Source organism: Paenibacillus sp. FSL H7-0918 (genome assembly GCF_038007025.1).
GTDB classification, from domain to species: Bacteria; Bacillota; Bacilli; order Paenibacillales; family Paenibacillaceae; genus Paenibacillus_AQ; species Paenibacillus_AQ odorifer.
Genome location: NZ_JBBOWJ010000002.1, coordinates 143714 through 163226, shown reverse-complemented (window position 1 = coordinate 163226; position 19513 = coordinate 143714). Strand labels below are relative to the sequence as shown.

Annotated in this window: 12 protein-coding genes and 1 other annotated feature; of the genes, 5 read left to right on the top strand and 7 right to left on the bottom strand. The window is 45.9% G+C overall.

Going from position 1 to position 19513, the window contains the following annotated elements; all coding sequences use genetic code 11:
- Nucleotides 1-313 precede the first annotated feature (313 nt).
- Complete coding sequence (gene pulA / locus MHI15_RS14780) at nt 314-2701, top strand: type I pullulanase (RefSeq protein WP_076279411.1); 2388 nt, start codon at nt 314-316, stop codon at nt 2699-2701.
- A 61-nt stretch (nt 2702-2762) separates the two neighbouring features.
- Here the strand turns inward: pulA and MHI15_RS14775 are convergent, their stop codons facing one another.
- From MHI15_RS14775 to MHI15_RS14755, 5 genes are all read right to left on the bottom strand, one after another.
- The gene (locus MHI15_RS14775) at nt 2763-4376 is read right to left on the bottom strand and encodes a sensor domain-containing diguanylate cyclase (RefSeq protein ID WP_340012152.1); all 1614 of its coding nucleotides are present in this window, start codon (nt 4374-4376) and stop codon (nt 2763-2765) included.
- Between the two features lie 413 nt (nt 4377-4789).
- Nucleotides 4790-5962: an ABC transporter permease gene (locus MHI15_RS14770; protein ID WP_139330124.1), complete on the bottom strand. Its 1173-nt coding sequence runs from the start codon at nt 5960-5962 to the stop codon at nt 4790-4792.
- Complete coding sequence (locus MHI15_RS14765; RefSeq protein WP_341164546.1) at nt 5959-6657, bottom strand: ABC transporter ATP-binding protein; 699 nt, start codon at nt 6655-6657, stop codon at nt 5959-5961. The genes MHI15_RS14770 and MHI15_RS14765 overlap by 4 nt, the downstream gene beginning before the upstream one ends.
- The gene (locus MHI15_RS14760; RefSeq protein WP_341164545.1) at nt 6654-8078 is read right to left on the bottom strand and encodes an efflux RND transporter periplasmic adaptor subunit; all 1425 of its coding nucleotides are present in this window, start codon (nt 8076-8078) and stop codon (nt 6654-6656) included. Before MHI15_RS14760 ends, MHI15_RS14765 begins: the two co-directional genes overlap by 4 nt.
- Nucleotides 8079-8102: 24 nt before the next feature.
- Entirely contained in the window at nt 8103-10664 is a 2562-nt protein-coding gene (locus MHI15_RS14755) for a hypothetical protein (RefSeq protein WP_341164544.1), read from the bottom strand.
- 265 nt (nt 10665-10929) lie between these two features.
- Nucleotides 10930-11215, top strand: a binding site (T-box leader).
- 60 nt (nt 11216-11275) lie between these two features.
- Between MHI15_RS14755 and pheS the strand changes: the two genes are divergently transcribed.
- The 3 genes from pheS (at nt 11276) to MHI15_RS14740 (ending at nt 17196) form a co-directional block, all read left to right on the top strand.
- Nucleotides 11276-12310 (top strand): phenylalanine--tRNA ligase subunit alpha, encoded by a 1035-nt coding sequence (pheS, locus tag MHI15_RS14750; protein ID WP_076126387.1) that lies wholly within the window; start codon nt 11276-11278, stop codon nt 12308-12310.
- A gap of 118 nt (nt 12311-12428) precedes the next feature.
- Entirely contained in the window at nt 12429-14873 is a 2445-nt protein-coding gene (pheT, locus tag MHI15_RS14745) for a phenylalanine--tRNA ligase subunit beta (RefSeq protein WP_341164543.1), read from the top strand.
- A 205-nt stretch (nt 14874-15078) separates the two neighbouring features.
- Nucleotides 15079-17196, top strand: coding sequence for a hypothetical protein (locus MHI15_RS14740; protein WP_405169585.1), 2118 nt, complete (start codon nt 15079-15081; stop codon nt 17194-17196).
- A 138-nt stretch (nt 17197-17334) separates the two neighbouring features.
- On the opposite strand, the gene MHI15_RS14735 is transcribed toward MHI15_RS14740, so the two are convergent.
- Entirely contained in the window at nt 17335-17688 is a 354-nt protein-coding gene (locus MHI15_RS14735) for a cupredoxin domain-containing protein (protein ID WP_256715140.1), read from the bottom strand.
- A 315-nt stretch (nt 17689-18003) separates the two neighbouring features.
- On the opposite strand from MHI15_RS14735, the gene MHI15_RS14730 reads away from it, so the two are divergent.
- Nucleotides 18004-19071: a GGDEF domain-containing protein gene (locus tag MHI15_RS14730; RefSeq protein ID WP_076126393.1), complete on the top strand. Its 1068-nt coding sequence runs from the start codon at nt 18004-18006 to the stop codon at nt 19069-19071.
- A gap of 70 nt (nt 19072-19141) precedes the next feature.
- Here the strand turns inward: MHI15_RS14730 and MHI15_RS14725 are convergent, their stop codons facing one another.
- Entirely contained in the window at nt 19142-19489 is a 348-nt protein-coding gene (locus tag MHI15_RS14725; protein ID WP_036683548.1) for a phage holin family protein, read from the bottom strand.
- Nucleotides 19490-19513: the final 24 nt, after the last annotated feature.

Genomic DNA, 19513 nt, shown 5'->3' with positions numbered 1-19513 from the left:
ATGGCTGGAGGTCGGCTTTTTTATGTTTTTTAACCTATAATTTTCTGTAATTCGACCTCATTTACTGTTCACTGTTTATTTTCTTTATTGCGCAGATGTCTATACCGATAGTATTAGTAATGAGCATAAAGTCGATAAGGAACCCAAACCTATAAATATGTCGTACATATAATAGTAAGGATCCATAGAAAGTTTATACTCCATTTGCCGACTTGCAGCGCTGTGCAAGTATTAATATGAAATGAATTGGTAATATATGGACTTATAAGCAACCCCACAGGTTAGGTGGGGAGCCATAGGATGGTGTTAATTCATGAGTAAAAATTATATAAATGCAGAATTGATGATGGAAGTCTACGAGGGCAAGGATTTAGGCTTGACGTATTCAACGGAGTACAGTGTATTTAAAGTCTGGGCACCTACGGCACTTGCTGTGTCCCTTGTACTGTACGAAACAGGTGGGCATCAACTGAATACTGAGTCACCTAAGAGTGCTATGGACAATGGACGTATTGTATATATGCAGCGTAGTAATGGTGGAGTCTGGCAGACCAAGTTATCAGGTGATCTAAAAGGGAAATATTATATGTACCGTGCTGTTTTTGCAGATGGCAATGTGACGGAAGCAGTAGATCCTTATGCAACAGCGGTATCTGCAAATGGTTTAAGATCAGCAATCGTTAATTTGCAGGATACGAATCCAGAACATTGGGATCAGGATGTAGCGCCTCCGTTACAGCATCCTGCCGACGCAGTGATTTATGAACTGCATGTTCGTGACTTCTCCTCACATGAGAGCTCAGGTATGCATTATAAGGGTAAATTCAAAGCATTTACCGAATTTGGATTAAAGGATTCGGCAGGAAATACAGTGGGGATTGATCATCTGGCTGAATTAGGGATTACCCATGTACATCTGATGCCGGTATTTGATTTTCAGACCGTGGATGAGCTGAAGGTGGTCAATCGGGGTTCCTCCATAGCTAATGTGGACTACAATTGGGGGTATGATCCCCAGCATTATAATGTACCTGAAGGATCTTACAGCACCGATCCTGCCAATCCTGGCTTGCGGATTCGTGAATTTAAAGAGATGGTGCAGGCCATACACAGCCGCGGGATCGCGGTAATTATGGATGTCGTTTACAACCATACGTATGCTGTTGAGAATGGCCCCTTTGAGCCGCTTGTCCCAGATTATTTCTATCGCCGCGATTTTACGGGACGTTTGTCGAATGGCTCCGGGGTTGGCAATGAGCTGGCTACAGAACGTCCGATGGTCCGTAAATTTATTAAGGACTCCTTATCTTATTGGGCTTCGGAATATCATATGGATGGTTTCCGGTTTGATCTAATGGGACTGATGGACAGTGTTACCATGCGGGAGATTACCGAAGAGCTTCGGCTAGAAGTGAATCCGAATCTGTTGCTTTACGGTGAACCTTGGACGGGTGGAGATTCTCCGCTGGCCACTAAAACGCTAAAAGGTGTACAACGGGGCAAGGGCTATGCTGTCTTCAACGATAACTTCCGTTCAGCGATCAAAGGGGATAGTGATGGCTTCGGAAGAGGGTTCGTGACAGGCGAATACGGCAAAGAAGGTGCTATTGCAGCCGGAATTAAAGGAGCAATTCATGAGTTTACGGACTCGCCTGTGGAATCGGTGAACTATGTAACTGCCCATGATAATTTGAATTTATGGGATAAGATGCTTATCGTTCAAGGAGGGAGTCAGCAAGCTGATTTTCCGGTAATCGCTAACATGGATAACGAAGATCTGGAAGAGGCAGTGGCCCTTGCCAATCCATACGTGAATGTAGATCAGGAGAATATTCTCGGTAATGAAACTGTACGTCGATCCATGCTTGCTAACGGAATTATTCTGACCTCGCAGGGGATTCCTTTCCTGCATGCAGGAGATGAGCTCCTGCGCAGTAAATTTGGAGATCATAACAGCTACCGCAGCGGTGATGCGGTCAACTCGATCCGCTGGAATATGAAAAGCGCATTTAAGCCCGTATTTGAATATTATAAAGGCCTGATCGAGCTGCGGCGTACACATCCGGCATTTCGTCTGCATGGCCGCCAGGAAATTGAACGCTCCTTAGAATTTCTGCGTTGTGATGGCGGAATAGTATCGTATCTGCTTAGAAGCCATGCAGGAGGTGATCTCTGGAACAATATTACCGTTGTCTTCAATGCTAATAATGACCGGATGTCGGTATCACTTCCTGAGGTTGCTAATAGTTGGAACGTAGTAGTAGACCATACCCGTGCCGGGATAGAAGCCATCCGCAGAATCGAAGGCAATGAGGTAGAGGTGGAAGGGTTGTCGATGATGGTCCTTTATGATGAATGTGGTGAGCCAGCCCCACGCTCTAAAATTATCGAAATACACTATGAACGCCCAGATCAGAATTACCAAGGCTGGAATCTTTGGGTTTGGGATACAGGAATCCAGGATGGACAATGCGATTTCCGTTATATGGAGAACGGGCGTGCAGTAGCCCGCATCGAAGTGCTGCCAGATACCCAAACTATCGGATATATTTTGCGGCTTAATGATTGGGAAGAAAAAGATGGGGACGGAGACCGTTTCATTGATTGTTCTACGAATGGAGAGTTAACCAAGGTCTTAGTTCGGGATCGTGATCAGGAGATTGACGAAATTTCAGAAGATCATCTTCGGTTAAGCAGTTAGAGGCCATACAAAAAAAGCTGTTTCAGGGTTGGTTTTTCCTGAGACAGCTTTTTATTTGCTCTTATGGTTTTACAATGGTCTGGTTAGCTAACCCTTCGTCCACAAGCTCGTAGTAGAGATTGGCTTTATTGCCACCATGGTCTTTGGAGCGATACATCGCCAAATCGGCGGCACGGAGCAGTTCATTAATACTGCTTCCGTGTTCAGGAAATAAAGCGACTCCGATACTCGCGGAGGTATGGAAGCTGGACCCGTTATCAACAGACCAAGACTTGTTGAACAGTTTAAGTAACCGCTGCAGTGTTTCATCAAGCATCTCTGGAGAAGTGAATCGATGCAGTACAACTGCGAACTCATCTCCGCCGATCCGGAAGGCCTGACCTATTCCTTTAACCGTATGCTGAAGTTCACGGGAGAGCAGCTGAAGAAATTCGTCTCCAGCCAGATGGCCTAAGGTATCATTTAGCTGCTTGAATCTATCACAGTCCAGCAGGGCAAGCGCAATATTTTGCCTCCGTCCTTCGGGTTGGGTGATAAGGTTCTCCATATACATTTTGAAATGAGCCCTGTTGGGAATCGCTGTTAAATGGTCATAGAAGGCTAGCTTATGTAGTCGTTCTTCGTATTGTTTTCGCTGGGTAATTTCCCGAGATAACAGCATAAATTGTGCTGGAAATTTACGGCTGCCGAGAACAGGTGACACCTTAGTTTCAAGCCATACCCACTGACCTTCTGCTCCGCGCATGCGCAGTTCAGAAATGCGCGGAGTTCCCTGAACAACACTTTTTAATTTAGCCCAGGCAATTTCCGGTTCACGTATGTAGTTGGATAACGGATCTCCTTTTTTAGGCACATAGCCTAGAATACTGGAGTGTGAGGGAGAAGCATATAGAATCAACCCGTTGGGATCCGTCAAAATAATGAAATCAGACATGGTTTCACCGATAAGCTGATAAAGTGTTTGTTCTTCCAGCATTTCATTCTGGAGCCAGATGATTTTGCGTCCAAGGTAAATAATAACTAGGAGAAACACAAATAAGAGAAGTGAATAAAGAGAGAACAAAGCGCTTTTTTTATCTCCAAATCCATCCGTTACTTGCAAGGCGTAGTTGCCAATCAAGTCCTCTGCTTGATCGAGATGTGCCCTAGCTTCATTGAATTGCGAGTTTAGGGTGAGCGCAGAATATGAATCTGGGTTCCAGCTGCTCTTCGTCCGTTCTGTTATTAGCTTATACCCTGAATTTTTCCATTTGATAATGGTAGTTTCGAAGGAGCTGAGCTCGTTTTTTAATTCGGAAAGGATAATTCCACTTTGTTTCATATCACTGTAAGGATTTTTTATAGCGTTGATATTTGATCTTGCTACACTTATTCGTTCCTCCGCTTGAAGATTATTATCTATAAACTCCTTAGTGAACTGTTCACCTTCTGCGGCTGTTAGGTTTGGACCCATTGCGATTTGCAAGGCTACAGCGGCTTGATGCAGATCACGATCCGCGCTCAGTATAAGCTTAGAGTTCTGATATATATCATCATAAAGAGAATCTGACAATCTATTAATCGTGTAATTTAAATAGAGTAGCGAGGCGACGCTGATCCCAACCAGAAGGACGGAGATTGCAGCGAAGACATAGAATAGTTTGCGTGTTACCTTGAACTCAAAGAATCCTGCCACAGTCATCTTCTCCCTGTATAAGATGATTAAGAAAATCTATTGCTGCTTAAGTAGAACCTGCAGAACGCAATCTATGGTCAGGCGTAATTTAATTCATTCACTGATGTTTGAAGGTGCTTTTGGGATAAAAGAGGTGTTGTATACATAGTGGAGAACATAGGAAAGTGTACGTGTGAGTAAATGGTAGTTTCTAGTATATCAAGTATATAGGACGTGCTGCTTATAGAGCAATCTTTACTCAGATAATAATCAAAAAGACAAAATTTAAAGTTTAGTGTATGGGCCTATTGAATTATCTATATTCAAACCGATGGTTCCTATTACCCAACTCGATCATAAATGATACCTTTTACAGCTGCTGAAAAAAAACTGCCCTTAGTCATCTTAATGACTATAGGACAGCTAATCATTCATTATTCGTTACGCAGTGCGTGAATGGGGCGAAGTCGTGCGGCTTTGTTCGCAGGCATCATTCCAAAAATCACGCCGATGAGTAAGGAGAAAATAAAAGAAATCAGTACCATATCCCAAGCAATGGAAACTGTAAGTGCAGAGTATTTACCCAGCAGCCAACTGCCCGCGATACCAATGCCGACCCCAAGCACCCCACCCAAACCGCTGAGCACGATGGATTCAATCATGAATTGAGCGAGGATATCGAATTTTTTGGCACCAATTGCTTTACGGATACCAATCTCACGTGTTCTTTCATTGACAGATACGATCATGATGTTCATGATTCCGATGCCGCCGACAAAAAGTGAGATGCCTGCTATGCCTGCAAGCGCCATGGAAAGTGTATCTGTTGTGGAATTGACAGTTTCCAGCATTTCCTGAGAATCAAACACACTAAAAGCATTATCCGCATAATTGAATTTAGCATCAAGCGTACTTTCCAGTTTTTCTTTTGCAGCTGCTACAGTATCTGCTGAAGTTGTCTTAATGGTGATGGAACGGACGCCTTTACTTTTTAATTGGCGTTCTGCAGTGCTTATAGGAATTAGTATGATATCGTCGTTGGAACCACTTAGACTGGAGCCTTTTGTTTCTAAAAGCCCAACGATTTTATAGCTAATTCCGTTTAACTGGACCTTCTGCCCTACAGGATTGTCTGTACCGAATAAATCTTCGGCCGTACCTGAACCGATCAACGCTACCTTTTGCCGGTATTCGTTATCAATATCAAGTAAGAAGCGGCCCGCCTGTACATGAAAATCTTTAACCTCCTCATAAGAGGGGGTGATTCCTTCTACAGTTACACTAACGTTGTCCGTTTTGTTCTTGGCTGTAGCATTGCCGCTGATCACAGGAGCTACATTTGCTATACCCTCTATATCCCCTAGAGCAAGGGCTTCCTCATAGGTGAGAGAGGTAGTCGCCCCACGGCCAGTAATGTTTACAGTGAGTTGGTTTGTGCCTAGTCCGTTTAGCTGCTCTGTGATCTGTGAAGTAGTTCCTTGTCCAACAGAAACAAGAATGATGACCGAAGAGACTCCAATAATAATCCCAAGCATCGTTAAAAAAGCTCTAACCTTACTGCTGTTGATGCTCTTCAGGGCCATTCGCATGCTTTGGTACAATTTCACCCCGCATTCCTCCGATCTTCCACGAGGTTGCCATCCTGAATACGAATAATCCGCTCCGCTTGTTTAGCTATTTCCAGATCATGTGTGATAAGGATAATGGTATGTCCTTGCTTATTCAACTCACGTATCGTTTGCATGACTTCCTGCCCCGTTCGCGTATCCAGTGCCCCGGTTGGTTCATCGGCGAGTAGAATAGGGGGAGATCCCGCCATAGCCCGGGCAATCGCTACCCGCTGTTGCTGTCCTCCCGAAAGCTCAGAAGGGCGGTGATGCATCCGATCCTCTAGCCCTACTTTAATGAGTGCTTCCTGTGCTAGTTGTCTTCTTTCCCGATGGGGGAGGCCACGATAAATCAATGGCAGCTCCACATTTTCAATGGCTGACAGCTTGGGGAGCAGGTTGAAATTTTGAAAGATAAAGCCGATCTTCTCATTGCGGATCGTTGCGAGCTTATTGTCGGATAACTTGCGAACCTCTTGTCCATCTAGAAGATAACTTCCTTCATCGGAGATATCGAGGCAACCAAGCATATTCATGAGTGTTGATTTACCAGAACCGGAGGGACCAATAATAGCTACGAACTCCCCCAGATCAATTGTAAAGGAAAGGCTATTTAAGACCGTCATGGTTTCTCCGGCCATTGTGTAGCCGTGGGACATGTCGTGAACTTCGATCAGAGGTGCTGAAGCACTCATCTGCCGCCACCTCCGCCACCACCTGGTGCGCTGCCCATACCACCAGCGCCACCTCCGGTGAAGCCGCCACCCCCACTAAAGCCACTGCCGCCGAAGCCAGCGCCACCCATACCGCCCATACCACCTCTAGTTTCCGTTTCCGTGCTGGTTGTTCCGGTTTTCGTAGAGATTACGGTAGGGATGATCACCTGGTCCCCTTCATGGAGTCCGCTGACAATTTCAATGCTGCTCTCATCATGGAGACCCACTTCGACAGTGACCATCTGTCCTGAGCTATTGCCGCGATTTCTTCCACCGGCAGCGCCGCTGCGAGCGTCAGGAGCCCCGCTGGGCATAGCGCCGCCGCGAGCATCAGGAGCCCCGCTGGGCATAGCGTCGCCGCGAGCGTCAGGAGCCCCGCTGGGCATAGCGCCGTCGCGAGCGTCAGGAGCACCGCTAGGCATTGGTACTTGGCCCTCGCCAGCAGTTTTGGAAGTTGTGACTGAACCCGCTGCTAGAGGAATAGAAACTGTGTATTTTCCGTTTCTTTCTTGTACAGCTTCAATAGGTACTGTTAATACATCCTTTTTCTCAGCAGTGGTTACTGAAACTTCCGCAGACATTCCAACAAGAGCACCTTCGGAGCTTGTTAGACCTATGGTAACATCGAAGAGGGAAACACCGTTTGAGGCGGTGCCCTCATTAGCTATTTTCGTAACCGTTCCCTTGAATTCCGTATCAGGCAGAGCATCCAATGAAATAGTGGCAGGCATCCCTAGCTTTACAGTAGGAATATCAAGCTCATCCACCTGCACAACTACACTTAAATTAGCATAATCGGTAATGTCGATGAGTTCAGAGCCGTCCATGGCTTTTTCGCCGCTTGCAATATTAACTGTCGTTACAGTTCCATCAATAGGAGCCGTTAACGGATCAGGAGGAAGCATATCTTCTTGGACAGAAGCTATTTTTTCCTGTTGCGCCGAAATGTCGGTTTTGGCCTTTTCAATCGAACGTTTGGCATTGCCTAGCTCATCTTCTGATGCACCTGCCACGGCCAGCTTCTTATATTGCTCCTGCTTGTCCTCAAGATCGGTCTCAAGCGAGGCAAGTGAAGCTTGCTCCTGCTTGAGATTGTCACTCAGATCATTGCCTTCAAAGGTAATCAAAGTCTGGCCTTTTTTCACGAGATCGCCCTCTTTGACAAGAACCTCAGCTGCCGTCCCGCTGTCCTTCGTTTTTACTTTACCAGTTTCTGTAGCAATCACGGAGCCGGCTCCGGATACACTAACTACGATATCGCCCTTTGTAACGGTAGCTGTATTAATAGGCACTTCAGCGGCTTGACTGTTCTTATCAGGTAACAATGTATAAACCAGCATTCCTGCTGTGGCTACAACTACTACTCCAAGAGTCCAGAACACTATTTTTTTCTTCTTCATTTCTATCCTCCCTAGCTCATCATATTAATTGCCGGATGTATTGCTGGTGTCTGGATCTGTGCCAGAAGTAGAGTTGCTGTTCGAAGTCGTTGATGCCCCCTGATAAGTGACGACATAGGTTTGTGTTCCCAGCAGATTTCGATGGCCTTGGAATTCGTCGTATAGATTCAACCGGATTGCGCCGCCACCCAGTGTTTTGTACAGGCTGCTTGTGAAGGTTGTGGTGTACGACTTGAAGTTACCTAATTGTAGATCTGTGCCAAGTGTTAATGTTTTTTCCATGCTTTGTCCTAAGGGGTCAATCAGCTCCAACACCAGTTTGTGCTCGTAGGTGCCTGATTCATAAAGCGTGCTGGCTGACATGTTGTAGGTTAGTGCAGTGCTGAGCGTATCTTTACCAGCGGTGACGGTGGCGACTGCATTTGTAACGGATAGGGTATAAGGAAACATTTCCACGTTCAAAAGATTGCCTTTGGGCTCCACTCCCAGCTGGTTCAGTCCAAGTGATACCGTATTGATGTAACCCGTCGATTGGCCGTCAGGAGCGGTAAGCTTGCCTTCTGAAACACCCTCCCCGATATAAAGGACAAGGTTCGCTGGATCTATACCTAGAGGGAGCTTACTCCAGAGTGTGACCAGACTTTTTCCGTTAGGACTGGTGGAGGTTTTGGACTGGGTGACTTCGGCTTCATAATATTGATTGTCTTGTGTTTTGTAATAGGCTACGAGTTGAGCCTGTTCGGATTTACGCGATTCCTCACTGTTCATTTCTAGTTCTGTGTACAAGAGATTTGAATCTGTACCTGGGTACACGAGGGTCCGGCGTACAAGTAATTCCGCTTTTTTACCTTCAAGCTCAAGATGGAAAGAATTTTCAGCTGCAACACTCTGTACTCGGCTGTCCAGTTGGGTAGTACTTAGAGAAAGGAAGTTAAGCTTACTTTCACCTGAAGTTTCTTGCAGGGTGATTTTTAATTGATTGAAAGTATAGCTATAAGGAACATTGGCTACGACATACACAGCAGCCGATTCATTTGGACGGAGGATGGTTTGCGTACTTTCTGAGACAACCTGGGAAGTGCTGCTGATGTCACTTTCTCCAGCTTTGACGACACTTGTAAGCGCAGGAAGCTGAACAGAGGTCGATTTAGTGTTGCGGATGTTGATTTTAGCCACGATCTGGTCTTTGTCGGACCAAGGGAGTCTTTGAATGTTTGCAATTTTGACAACAAATGTTCCGTGACTGTTCTCAATGGGGTATTCCGTGTCCTGCCAATTGTTAGTTTGCAGCGTGTAAGGGATCTGATAATAGGCGGTAGGAAAAATGATCTTGCCTTCAGCAGCCGGCTCAGTCATTTGCAGCTGCAATGTTCCTTGATTGAGTGTGAGTGGTACATCTGCGCTGAGTTCAATAATCTTTTCTTCAAGCGGTTTCAATGTTAGGCTGGCAAAATCCTTCGTATCTACCGGAAAGCTATACCCTTCAGCGGCTTTAATAGCAAGTTCATAGGCAGGCACATTCACCGCTTTGTTGCCGCTATTTTTGATGCGGAACTGTAGTGTCCACTTTGCGTTGCCATTGTCAGCATAGACGTTAGCCGTTTTCAGCTGTGTTTCGACTGTATTATTGCTGATTGTAAGCTTCTTCGTGACATTGCTGGCTACGACAAGATCCGGTGTTGTTGCAGCGGGGAGATTGTAGGCGACAACCGGCAACGCTATTTTTAATGAGGCATCTTCTCCGGCAAATTGCAGCGCCATGTTGTCTGTCTTCATATAAGAAGGGATTTCCGTCAAATAGTAGATCGTCTTCTTTTCCTGAGGCTGTACTTTATAGCTGGTGCTGGTGTCATCAAGCGCGAGTTCAAATACAGATCCTCCAGCGGAAGCGAGGTATCCTTTAAGTCCAGTATCACTGAGCACCTTGGTTCCTTGATTAGTGAAGCTAACACCAACCTTGGCATAGACCTTACCGTTATATTTATAAATTTGCAGGCTCTCTGCCTTGGTGGTTACAGGGAGATTGTTTAGGGTGATCTTTTTACTCTGCCCTCTGGCGACAGCTTGTGAATATCCTGTTGGTACGGTGAAGTTCCCTAGCTTTTTTTGATAATCGGTGGTGTTGAAGTCCCATCCGTACAATGAAATTTTGACCCCGTTTAAAGAGGTGGATTTGCCGATGTTTACATAGTAGGTGATAGATTGACTGCTTTTCGCGGCAATGGATTTGATGGTTGCACTGCTGGTAATAGGGCTTCCTTGAATAACTGTACCGCCGCTAGTAGTTACTTTGGAGAAAAAGTCCACCAGATTGAGGCTAGCGTTGCTTCCATTAGAGTAGCTGAGTGTGTATGTAAGAATATTTCCGCCATCCTGAGTTAATAAGCTGACATCCGTCAGCTTTGCGCTGATGTTAGTCTTCAAGGCTATGGAGCCTAGTTTATCCAGAGCGGATACAGTAGCTGTTGTTGCTACTTTGGGGGATGTAGTCCCGGCCGAAGCGGCATGAACTCCATACGCTGCAGATTGGCTAAGTACAGCTGTGCTTAGCAGCACCGCGGCTACTTTTATTCTCCGTACATGCATTTGATTTCCTCCCAATAGGATAGTTAATAGTCTGCGAAGGTGCACCCGAGTGGATAAGCAAGCCTTCCTAGTAATGGAAATTATCAAGCTCCGCTGAATGTTAGCTGAAAAAAAGTTCTGAAAATGGCTCTGAAGCTTAAAGCCAGCTTAAAAGAAGATAAAAATTAGCCTAATTTTGTCCAGCTTGTCAAAACGACAGATTTTGCATATAATAAAGAGACATATCTCTTGTAGTAAAGAGATACCTGACAATTAGCATGAATTGTGAAATGCAGTGATGGAGAAGAGTACACAGTGCCTGACTTACAGGGAGGAGACGCCGCGGATTGAGAGCGTTTCTAAGAAGCAGAGCTGTCGAAGTTCACTCCGGAGCAGTTCCCTGAATTCCTTAAGCTGTCTAATAGGGAAGGGTAGGGGATACCGGTCACAGACCGTTATTTCTGTATAAAGTGAGATAGGTATCTGTCCAGCCAAAAGAGGGAATGAAGCTCTTAAGGGGAACAGATCAGCTTGTCTAACAAGGGTGGTACCACGGTCTTTTCGTCCCTTACCGGGAGGAAAGGCCTTTTTTTGTTGAACTAGACAATGATTGAAGGGGGCTGTACACGGCCATGAAAGAGAAGTTGGAAGCATTGAAGGTTGAAGCGCTGGCTAAGCTGCAGGAGGTTATGGATCCGCAGGTACTAAATGATCTAAGAGTGAAGTATCTCGGTAAAAAAGGTGAGCTTACAGAGGTTCTGCGCGGTATGGGAGGACTTAGTGCTGAGGAACGTCCGGTAATCGGGCAAGTAGCGAATCAGGTTCGCAGTGCTATTGAGGAGATTATCGGCGCGAAGCAGGAGGCTTTTCAAGAGCAGGAAACCCAGCAACGTCTGCAGGCTGAAAAAGTAGACGTAACCTTACCGGGTCGCCGTATGCAGCAAGGGGGCATTCACCCGCTTAGCAGAGTCGTACAGGAGATTGAGGATATTTTTATCGGCATGGGCTACCGTGTAGCTGAAGGTCCGGAAGTAGAGACCGATTATTATAACTTTGAAGCTCTAAATTTGCCTAAGAATCACCCGGCACGTGATATGCAGGATTCTTTCTATTTAACGGATGACCTGTTAATGCGCACACAAACCTCGCCGGTACAGATTCGTACTATGCAGGCTATGAACGGTGAAGCTCCGGTAAAAATCATCTGCCCGGGTAAAGTATTCCGCCGTGATGATGATGATGCAACGCATTCCTTCCAGTTCCACCAAATCGAAGGTTTGGTCATTGGAAGTAACATTCGAATGAGTGATCTGAAGGGCACCCTGCAACAATTTGTGCAGGAGATGTTTGGACCGAATACAGGCATTCGTCTTCGTCCGAGCTTTTTCCCATTCACTGAGCCAAGTGTTGAAGTAGATGTAAGCTGCTTCAAATGTGGCGGCGATGGCTGCAGACTATGCAAGCAAAGCGGATGGTTAGAAATCCTTGGCGCAGGTATGGTGCATCCAAATGTACTGAAAATGGGTGGCTATGATCCTGCTGAGTACAGCGGCTTCGCTTTCGGAATGGGTGTAGAGCGGATTGCGATGCTTAAATACGGCATCGATGACATCCGACATTTCTATAGTAATGACATGAGTTTTGTGAAGCAATTCAAGGGCGTTTAGTTTTTGTGGGCGCGTTGGCTGATAGTGGCGGAGAATGGCTTTGGAGCATTCTCCCATAGGAAGCAGCGCGAACGACAGTGAAATAAATACATCTGAAACATAAAGGAAGTGAGCGGATATGAAAGTATCAACCGGATGGTTGGCTGATTATACATCGATTGAAGGAGTAACCGCCGAACAGCTAGCGGAGAAGATTACCGCTGCCGGCATTGAGATTGACGGCGTAGAGCGCCGCAATAAAGGCATTTCCGGCATCGTAACCGGCTATGTGAAATCAAAGGAAAAACATCCTGATGCAGACAAGCTGAACGTATGTATCGTGGATGTGGGCCAAGATGAGGAGCTACAAATCGTTTGCGGCGCAAAAAATGTAGCTGCAGGTCAAACTGTACCTGTAGCAATGGTTGGCGCTAAGCTGCCAGGACTGGATATCAAAAAAGCCAAGCTGCGCGGTGTCCTGTCGCAAGGAATGATCTGCTCGGCCAAAGAATTGGGACTGAATGATAAATTGCTTCCAAAAGAGCAACAAGAAGGTATTCTTGTGCTGCCTGAAGGGACAGAGATTGGTCAGGATATTTCCAAGGTCCTCGGCTTAGATGACGAGATTCTGGAATTCGATCTGACTCCGAACCGTTCAGATTGCCTCAGCATGATTGGTGCTGCTTATGAAGTAAGTGCAATTCTTGGGCGTGAAGTTAAATTACCTGATCCAAAAAGCGAAATGATTGAGATCAGTGGTCCTGCTGCGGATTCCATTTCCGTCAAGATTGAAGATGAAGAATACTGCAGCCATTATGCAGTTCGTTATATTGCAGGTGTTAAACCTGCACCATCACCGCTGTGGATTCAGAATCGTCTGATGGCTGCTGGGGTTCGTCCAATTAATAATATTGTGGACATTACCAATTATGTGATGCTGGAATATGGACAGCCGCTGCATGCTTTTGATGCAGATAAAGTACAAGGTGGAGAACTCGGCGTTCGTCTTGCCCATGAAGGTGAAGTTTTGGTTACACTTGACGGTCAAGAGCGTAAGCTAGAGCCGCAAATGCTCGTTATCGCTGATGGAGTAAAAGCTGTAGGTCTGGCCGGAGTAATGGGTGGACGGGATACAGAGGTTACTGCTGAGACGGTAAACCTTGTTCTGGAATCTGCTAAGTTTGATGGAGGAACGATTCGTAAAACCTCGCGTCAATTGGGACTTCGCTCGGAAGCCTCCCTTCGTTTCGAGAAGGAAGTGGATCCAAGTGCAGTTATTCCTGCATTGAACCGTGCAGCCGTACTGATTGCACGTTATGCTGGCGGATCGGTCCATGAAGGCATCGTGCAAGCAGGAACTGACGCTGTTCAAGAGAAGGTTCTCACCTTGTCCTTAGAGAAACTGAATCGTTATCTGGGAACGGATTTGTCCTTGTTGGAAGTGAAGACATTGTTTGGCCGTCTACATTTCAAATGTGGAGATACCGCACAAGGGCTGATTGAAGTTCAAGTCCCAACCAGACGTGGCGATATCAGCTATGATGTTGATCTTATTGAAGAAATTGCCCGCCTGTACGGGTATGACAATATTCCAACGACTCTAATTGAAGGAATTACAACGCCAGGAGCACTAACTCACAAGCAAGCGCTCCGTCGTGAACTGCGTCGCCTATTGTCACATGGCGGTTACCAAGAGGTGATGGGTTACTCCTTCATCCAGCCGCAACAAAGCACAATGTTCCCTGAGTTATCAGAAGGAGCAGTAGCGGTGAAGCTGGCTATGCCGATGAGTGAAGAACGCAGCGTACTGCGTACCAGCCTTCTACCACAACTCTTGGATATTGCCAGCTACAATACCAATCGTCGTCAAAGCGACTTGGCATTGTTTGAAATCGGCAACGTCTTCTTCACGGATGAAGAACAGTTGACTCGTCAGCCACGCGAACTGCCGGTGCTGGGGCTGCTGCTTAGCGGAAGCTTAACAGTGAAGCAATGGAATGTTTCGGCACATCCTGTGGACTTCTTTGATTTGAAGGGTGCGCTGGAAACTGTATTTGCTCATTTAGGGCTGACCGATAAAATCGTCTATGTAGGAGATAGTCCAGAAGGATATCATCCTGGGCGTTCCGCGTCGGTATATTTACTCGGAAACGAGGGTCGTGTGAAGATCGGAACGATGGGACAGATTCATCCGGATCTGCAAAGACAGCTGGATCTGGTGGATACTTATGCGGCAGAAATTTTATTGCAGCCGTTATATGAAAGTGCGCAAAGCCGTTTGCAATATAATGAGCTTCCGCGTTTCCCAGGAATGGAGCGGGATATTGCTGTGGTCGTGGATTCCGCTGTACCAGCGGGCGATCTGCTAGCTTCCATCCGCGATAACGGAGGTTCTTTGCTCCAGTCCGTACAGGTATTTGACGTTTATACTGGTGGTAAGCTGGAGAATGGAAAGAAGAGCATCGCGATCTCACTGCTGTATCGTCATAGTGAACATACACTGACTGATGAGGAAGTAGGAGAGGTGCATGAGAAGGTATTAGCATCTCTTCAACAAACTTTTGGTGCAGAATTAAGAAAGTAGCAGGAATTGTGTAAAGCCGCAGCGAATCCATTTAGAAACTGAGATTCGCTGCGGCTTTTTCTAGGTAGAGTGCAAAGCGGAGAATATCAGCCATAATCTATTGAATATTAGGGATTTTGCCAAATGCTTACCAAAAAAGCTACAATAGAAGAAGTGAAACTAGCTTAGAATCCGCACACATACAAAGGAGGGCACAACTGTGGCTATGGACCGGACACGTGTCGCCGTGGAGATATACGGAACTTCCTATAAACTCGTCGGAAGCAGTACTGAATATATGAAACAAGTGGCCCGTTATGTTGATGAACATATGCGCACGATTTCTAAATCTCACACCAGACTGGACACACCGCGTATAGCGGTGCTTGCAGCTGTACATATGGCGGAGCAGGCTATTCAGGTTCAGGACTTCAAAAATGAACTAAACATGATGACAGGTGAACGCAGTGAACTGCGATTGGAAGTATCTCGCCTGCTGGAGGTACAGCGGGAGCGGCAAGAAGAATTCGAGCGACTTGAAGCTGCGGCCAAAGAAGAGGCTGGGCGACTGATTGCTGCTGCGGAGGAAGAACGTAAGCGGCATTTGGAGATTCAGGAGAATGAACGCAAGGTACATGCGGAACAGCTTCAGGAGGCAGTGCAAGCTGTGGAAGCTGCACGCAAGAAGCTGGAAGAAGAATTGCTTGAGCGTGAGATAGAGCTGCAAGCACTGCGGACAAGCTACGAAGAAGAGCAGGCAGCTAGTCGTGAACACCAGCGGCAGGAACTGGCGAAGGCGGAAGCCATCCGTTTGCAGCAGCTGGAGGAGCAGAAGGCTGCTCATCTGCAAGAGCTGGAGAACATCCGGGAGACGCTGACCAAGGAGAAGACAGACACGCTGTCTGCTCTGCAGCTTGAGCTGACCGTGACCAAGTCAACACTGGAGGAAGAGCTTGAGGTTACCAAGTCTACATTAGGTAAAGAACTCGAAGATACCAGATTGACGCTGGGTAAGGAGCTTGAGGATACCAAGTTGACGTTAGGTAAGGAGCTTGAAGATACCAAGTTGACCTTAGGTAAAGAGCTTGAGAGTACCAAAGCGAAGTTAGGCAAAGAGCTGGCGGAAGAACGTGAAGCACTGCAGCGGGAACAAACCAAGAATAAGGAACTGCGGCAGTCACAAGGCACTCAAGAGCATAGACATAAGCAAAATATTCAAGAGCTGGAAAAACAGCTGGCTGAGCTTCGTGGTGGGACAGGGCAACTTCAGTCCAGATTACGTGCGGCTGAAGCCAGTCTTAAGAGTGAACGAGATGCAAGACAGACGCTTCTTGGACAATATGAAGCGATTGTTAAACGTGAAGAACAGCTCAGTGAAGAGCTGCGCACGGCTACTGAGCTGGGCACACTGTTGAATGAGGAGCTGGAAGAGTTACGCCAGCGTTATCAACAGTCACAGAATGAAGCTACAGAGCTAAGAGCGTCACTACAGGAGACGAGTGAAAATCTGCACCGTGTTCAGGAAGAGCTTGCGGGATCAGCAGCAGAGGCGGCTAACTGGCAGGAGCTTTCGGATAAACGCATGGAAGATATTGGTGAACTGGAAATGAATCTGCTGGAGTCTGAGGAGAAATCCGTGTTGCTCCAGAAAGAGATCGACACGCTACGTGGGCAAGCCGATGGATTAGTACAGCAGCTGGATCAGGAGGTTCAGCTTCGTACAGATGCAGAACGCGAAACAGCGGTACTTCGGGAGCAAGGTGTGCAGGCTCAGAAGGAATTGTCTGCGCTTCGTGTTCGTTATGAGGAATTGATTGCTCAATACGACGATGTACTGCAAGAAGGAGAACGCCTGCAGGAAAGATATCAACTGTTGCAGGAAGAAGGCGAAGAGGCAACACGACGCTTAGAAGAGTTATCTGAAGCTAGTCGTGAAGCTGCTGCTACTGTTGCTGAGCAACAGGAAGTGCTGAAGGAAGCAGAGGCGTACGGAGCTTCCTGGAAGCATAAGTACGAGGAACTATCCGATCAGCAGCTGCAGTGGACGGATCTCGAAGCGAAGCTGCGTGAGGAGATCGACATTTGGCAGCAGGAAGCCGGTGAGGCTGAAATGAAGCAGGAAGCTATTGATCGTGAACGTAGCGAAGTGCTTCAGCAGCTAGGTGAAGTTGGTGAAAGCTATGAAATGGTTCAAGGACAGCTTCGTTTGTTGCAGCTCCAGTTTGAAATGCGTCAGGAAGAGCTTGACAAGCTGACAGATGAGCATCGTAACCTTAAAGAGGAATATGCCAAGCTACAAAATGAATATAATGAATGGATTCAACTGATCGAGCAAGACAGTTGAGTGCCGGATGCAAGTAAGAGAGCTGACCTGATGAGTAGAGAGATCTATTTCGGGTCAGCTCTCTTTATTAATGAGCTCAAATTAAAAAAACAGCCGATCTCAGGGGGAATCCCTAATAATCGGCTGTTTATGTGTAATCTATTCCACGATGATTGTAGCTCTCATTCCGCTATGTCCGGAGCCACACATAATGGAGCAGGTCATTTCGAAAGTTCCAGCTTCCTCGGGTACGATCACCTTTGAGGATTTTTTTTCATTAAGCTGCAGCTCGAACTCTGGAATAAGGATACCGTGATTACCGTCATCATTTTTAAAAATGATTTTGACGGGAACACCCTTTTTTAGATGATATTCTTCCTGATCAAAGCTGTAATTTGTAGCTGTGATTATGAGTTCTGTTTCTGCCTCGATTTCCGGCTCCGATGTGTTAGCATTGCCAGCAGCACTATCATTGTTGTTCCCACAGGCTGTAAGTGCTATAACGAACACCATTGAAAGTAGAATTGCAAATTTTTTAATAATCTAAATCCCCTCCCAAGAAGTCCAAGCATAGTGAAAATGTGACAATTATGTAGACATCATAACTTAAAATTTAAGTAAGCGCTTTGATTAAATGTGAAAAATATGTGAACAGGCAGACTGTTCAAACTTTGTCGTAAATTGCAAAAAAATGATGAAAATATAACTAAAATTTATTATAATGAAAGCTATTACATTAACGTATAAAAGTAGGGGATACATATTACAAGTATTAATGATGCGCTAAGTACGGAGGTTTGGCACCGTAGAATCTTACAAGGCTATTGGATGGTAGTCATTCTTTTATTAATCTCACAGTTGCTGTTTTTGTCGAATATTGACCGACTCCAAATAAAAACAACCATGGATACGAATCTATGGCATTTATTTATAGCCTGTAATTTACTAATTGTGTTCCTTATGATTACTGCGGAGCTGTGGCTGCGTTATAGTAAACAGTCCCCTAAATATGGGGTGGTTAGCTGCGGGTTTTTAGTGTCCTATCTTATGTATTTTGTATTAGAGCCTTTTGTTGACGGTGCTCAGATGACACTTATGATGCCGATTATGGTTGCTCTTATTTATTTTGATCGTAAGCTCCTGTACATAATGGGGTTATTTAGTATTGTGTTTTATGCCGGGGTATATTTTGGGTTGGAACGGCCATTCCTACATAAACCGCTGCTTGAATTCTTGATGGTAGAGTGTGTATTTTTGGTATTTGTGCTGATGGCTATTGCAGTAATTATTCGTGCTCGTGAAGCGCGTATTAATTTAGAAAGATTAACCAAGGCGGGCCAAGATCTAATGGTGGAGAGGGCTATTTCGGATAAGCTGCTGAAGATAGACGCACTCACTGGACTCTATAATCATAAAACCTTTCATGAATATTTGGATTCATTATTGGAGCAATGTGAAAGCAACAACCTTCAGCTACAGCTGGCTCTTTTCGATATTGATAACTTCAAGCAAGTGAATGATACCTACGGACACAGGGTTGGAGACCTTGTACTTAAGGTGATAGCGGACAAGGTAGGCGGCATGATTGAGTTAAATGATTTTGCGGCTAGATATGGCGGGGAAGAGTTCGCTGTGATTTTTACAGATAAAAGTTTCTCGGAGTCCTATGAAGCAGTAGAGAAATTACGGAAAAATATTGCTCAAATTGAACATTTGCAGGCTGGTAACAAGCCGATCACCGTGAGCATTGGAATTTGTGATTATCAGCTTGGGGATGGAAAAGAGCTTCTCTTTCGTAAAACAGACAAAGCGCTCTATACCGCTAAAAAGCAAGGCAAGAACAGAGTGGTCAACTGTGCGGAGAGTCATAAAGAGGAGATTGTGTCTTTTGCATAAAAACAACACAGAACCCCTTATTGCCGGAGAAGAACCGGAATAGGGGGTTCTGTGTTGTGAAGAGCTTTTGTTACTTAGCGGCCTCAAATGGAGTGGATACCGGCAGAAACAGGTCGATAATCCCAATGACAAGAGCTGCTAAGATGGCACCCAGAATGGATACGCTGACTCCGCTGACTACGAATTGAGCGACCCAGATTACTACCGCACTGACAATAAAGCCGACGATACCACGACCGAAAGGCGTTGCTTTTTTGCCGAAGATTCCTTCGACTACCCAGCCGAGTAGCGCAATCACCAGTGCAAGGATTAAAGCGCTCCAGAACCCACCAACCGTGAACTGTGGAACAATCCAGCCAACAACCATCAGAACAAGCGCTGCGACCACAAAACGACCAACATGACTTAAGAAATTCACTGTACTAACCTCCTTTGGCCCATG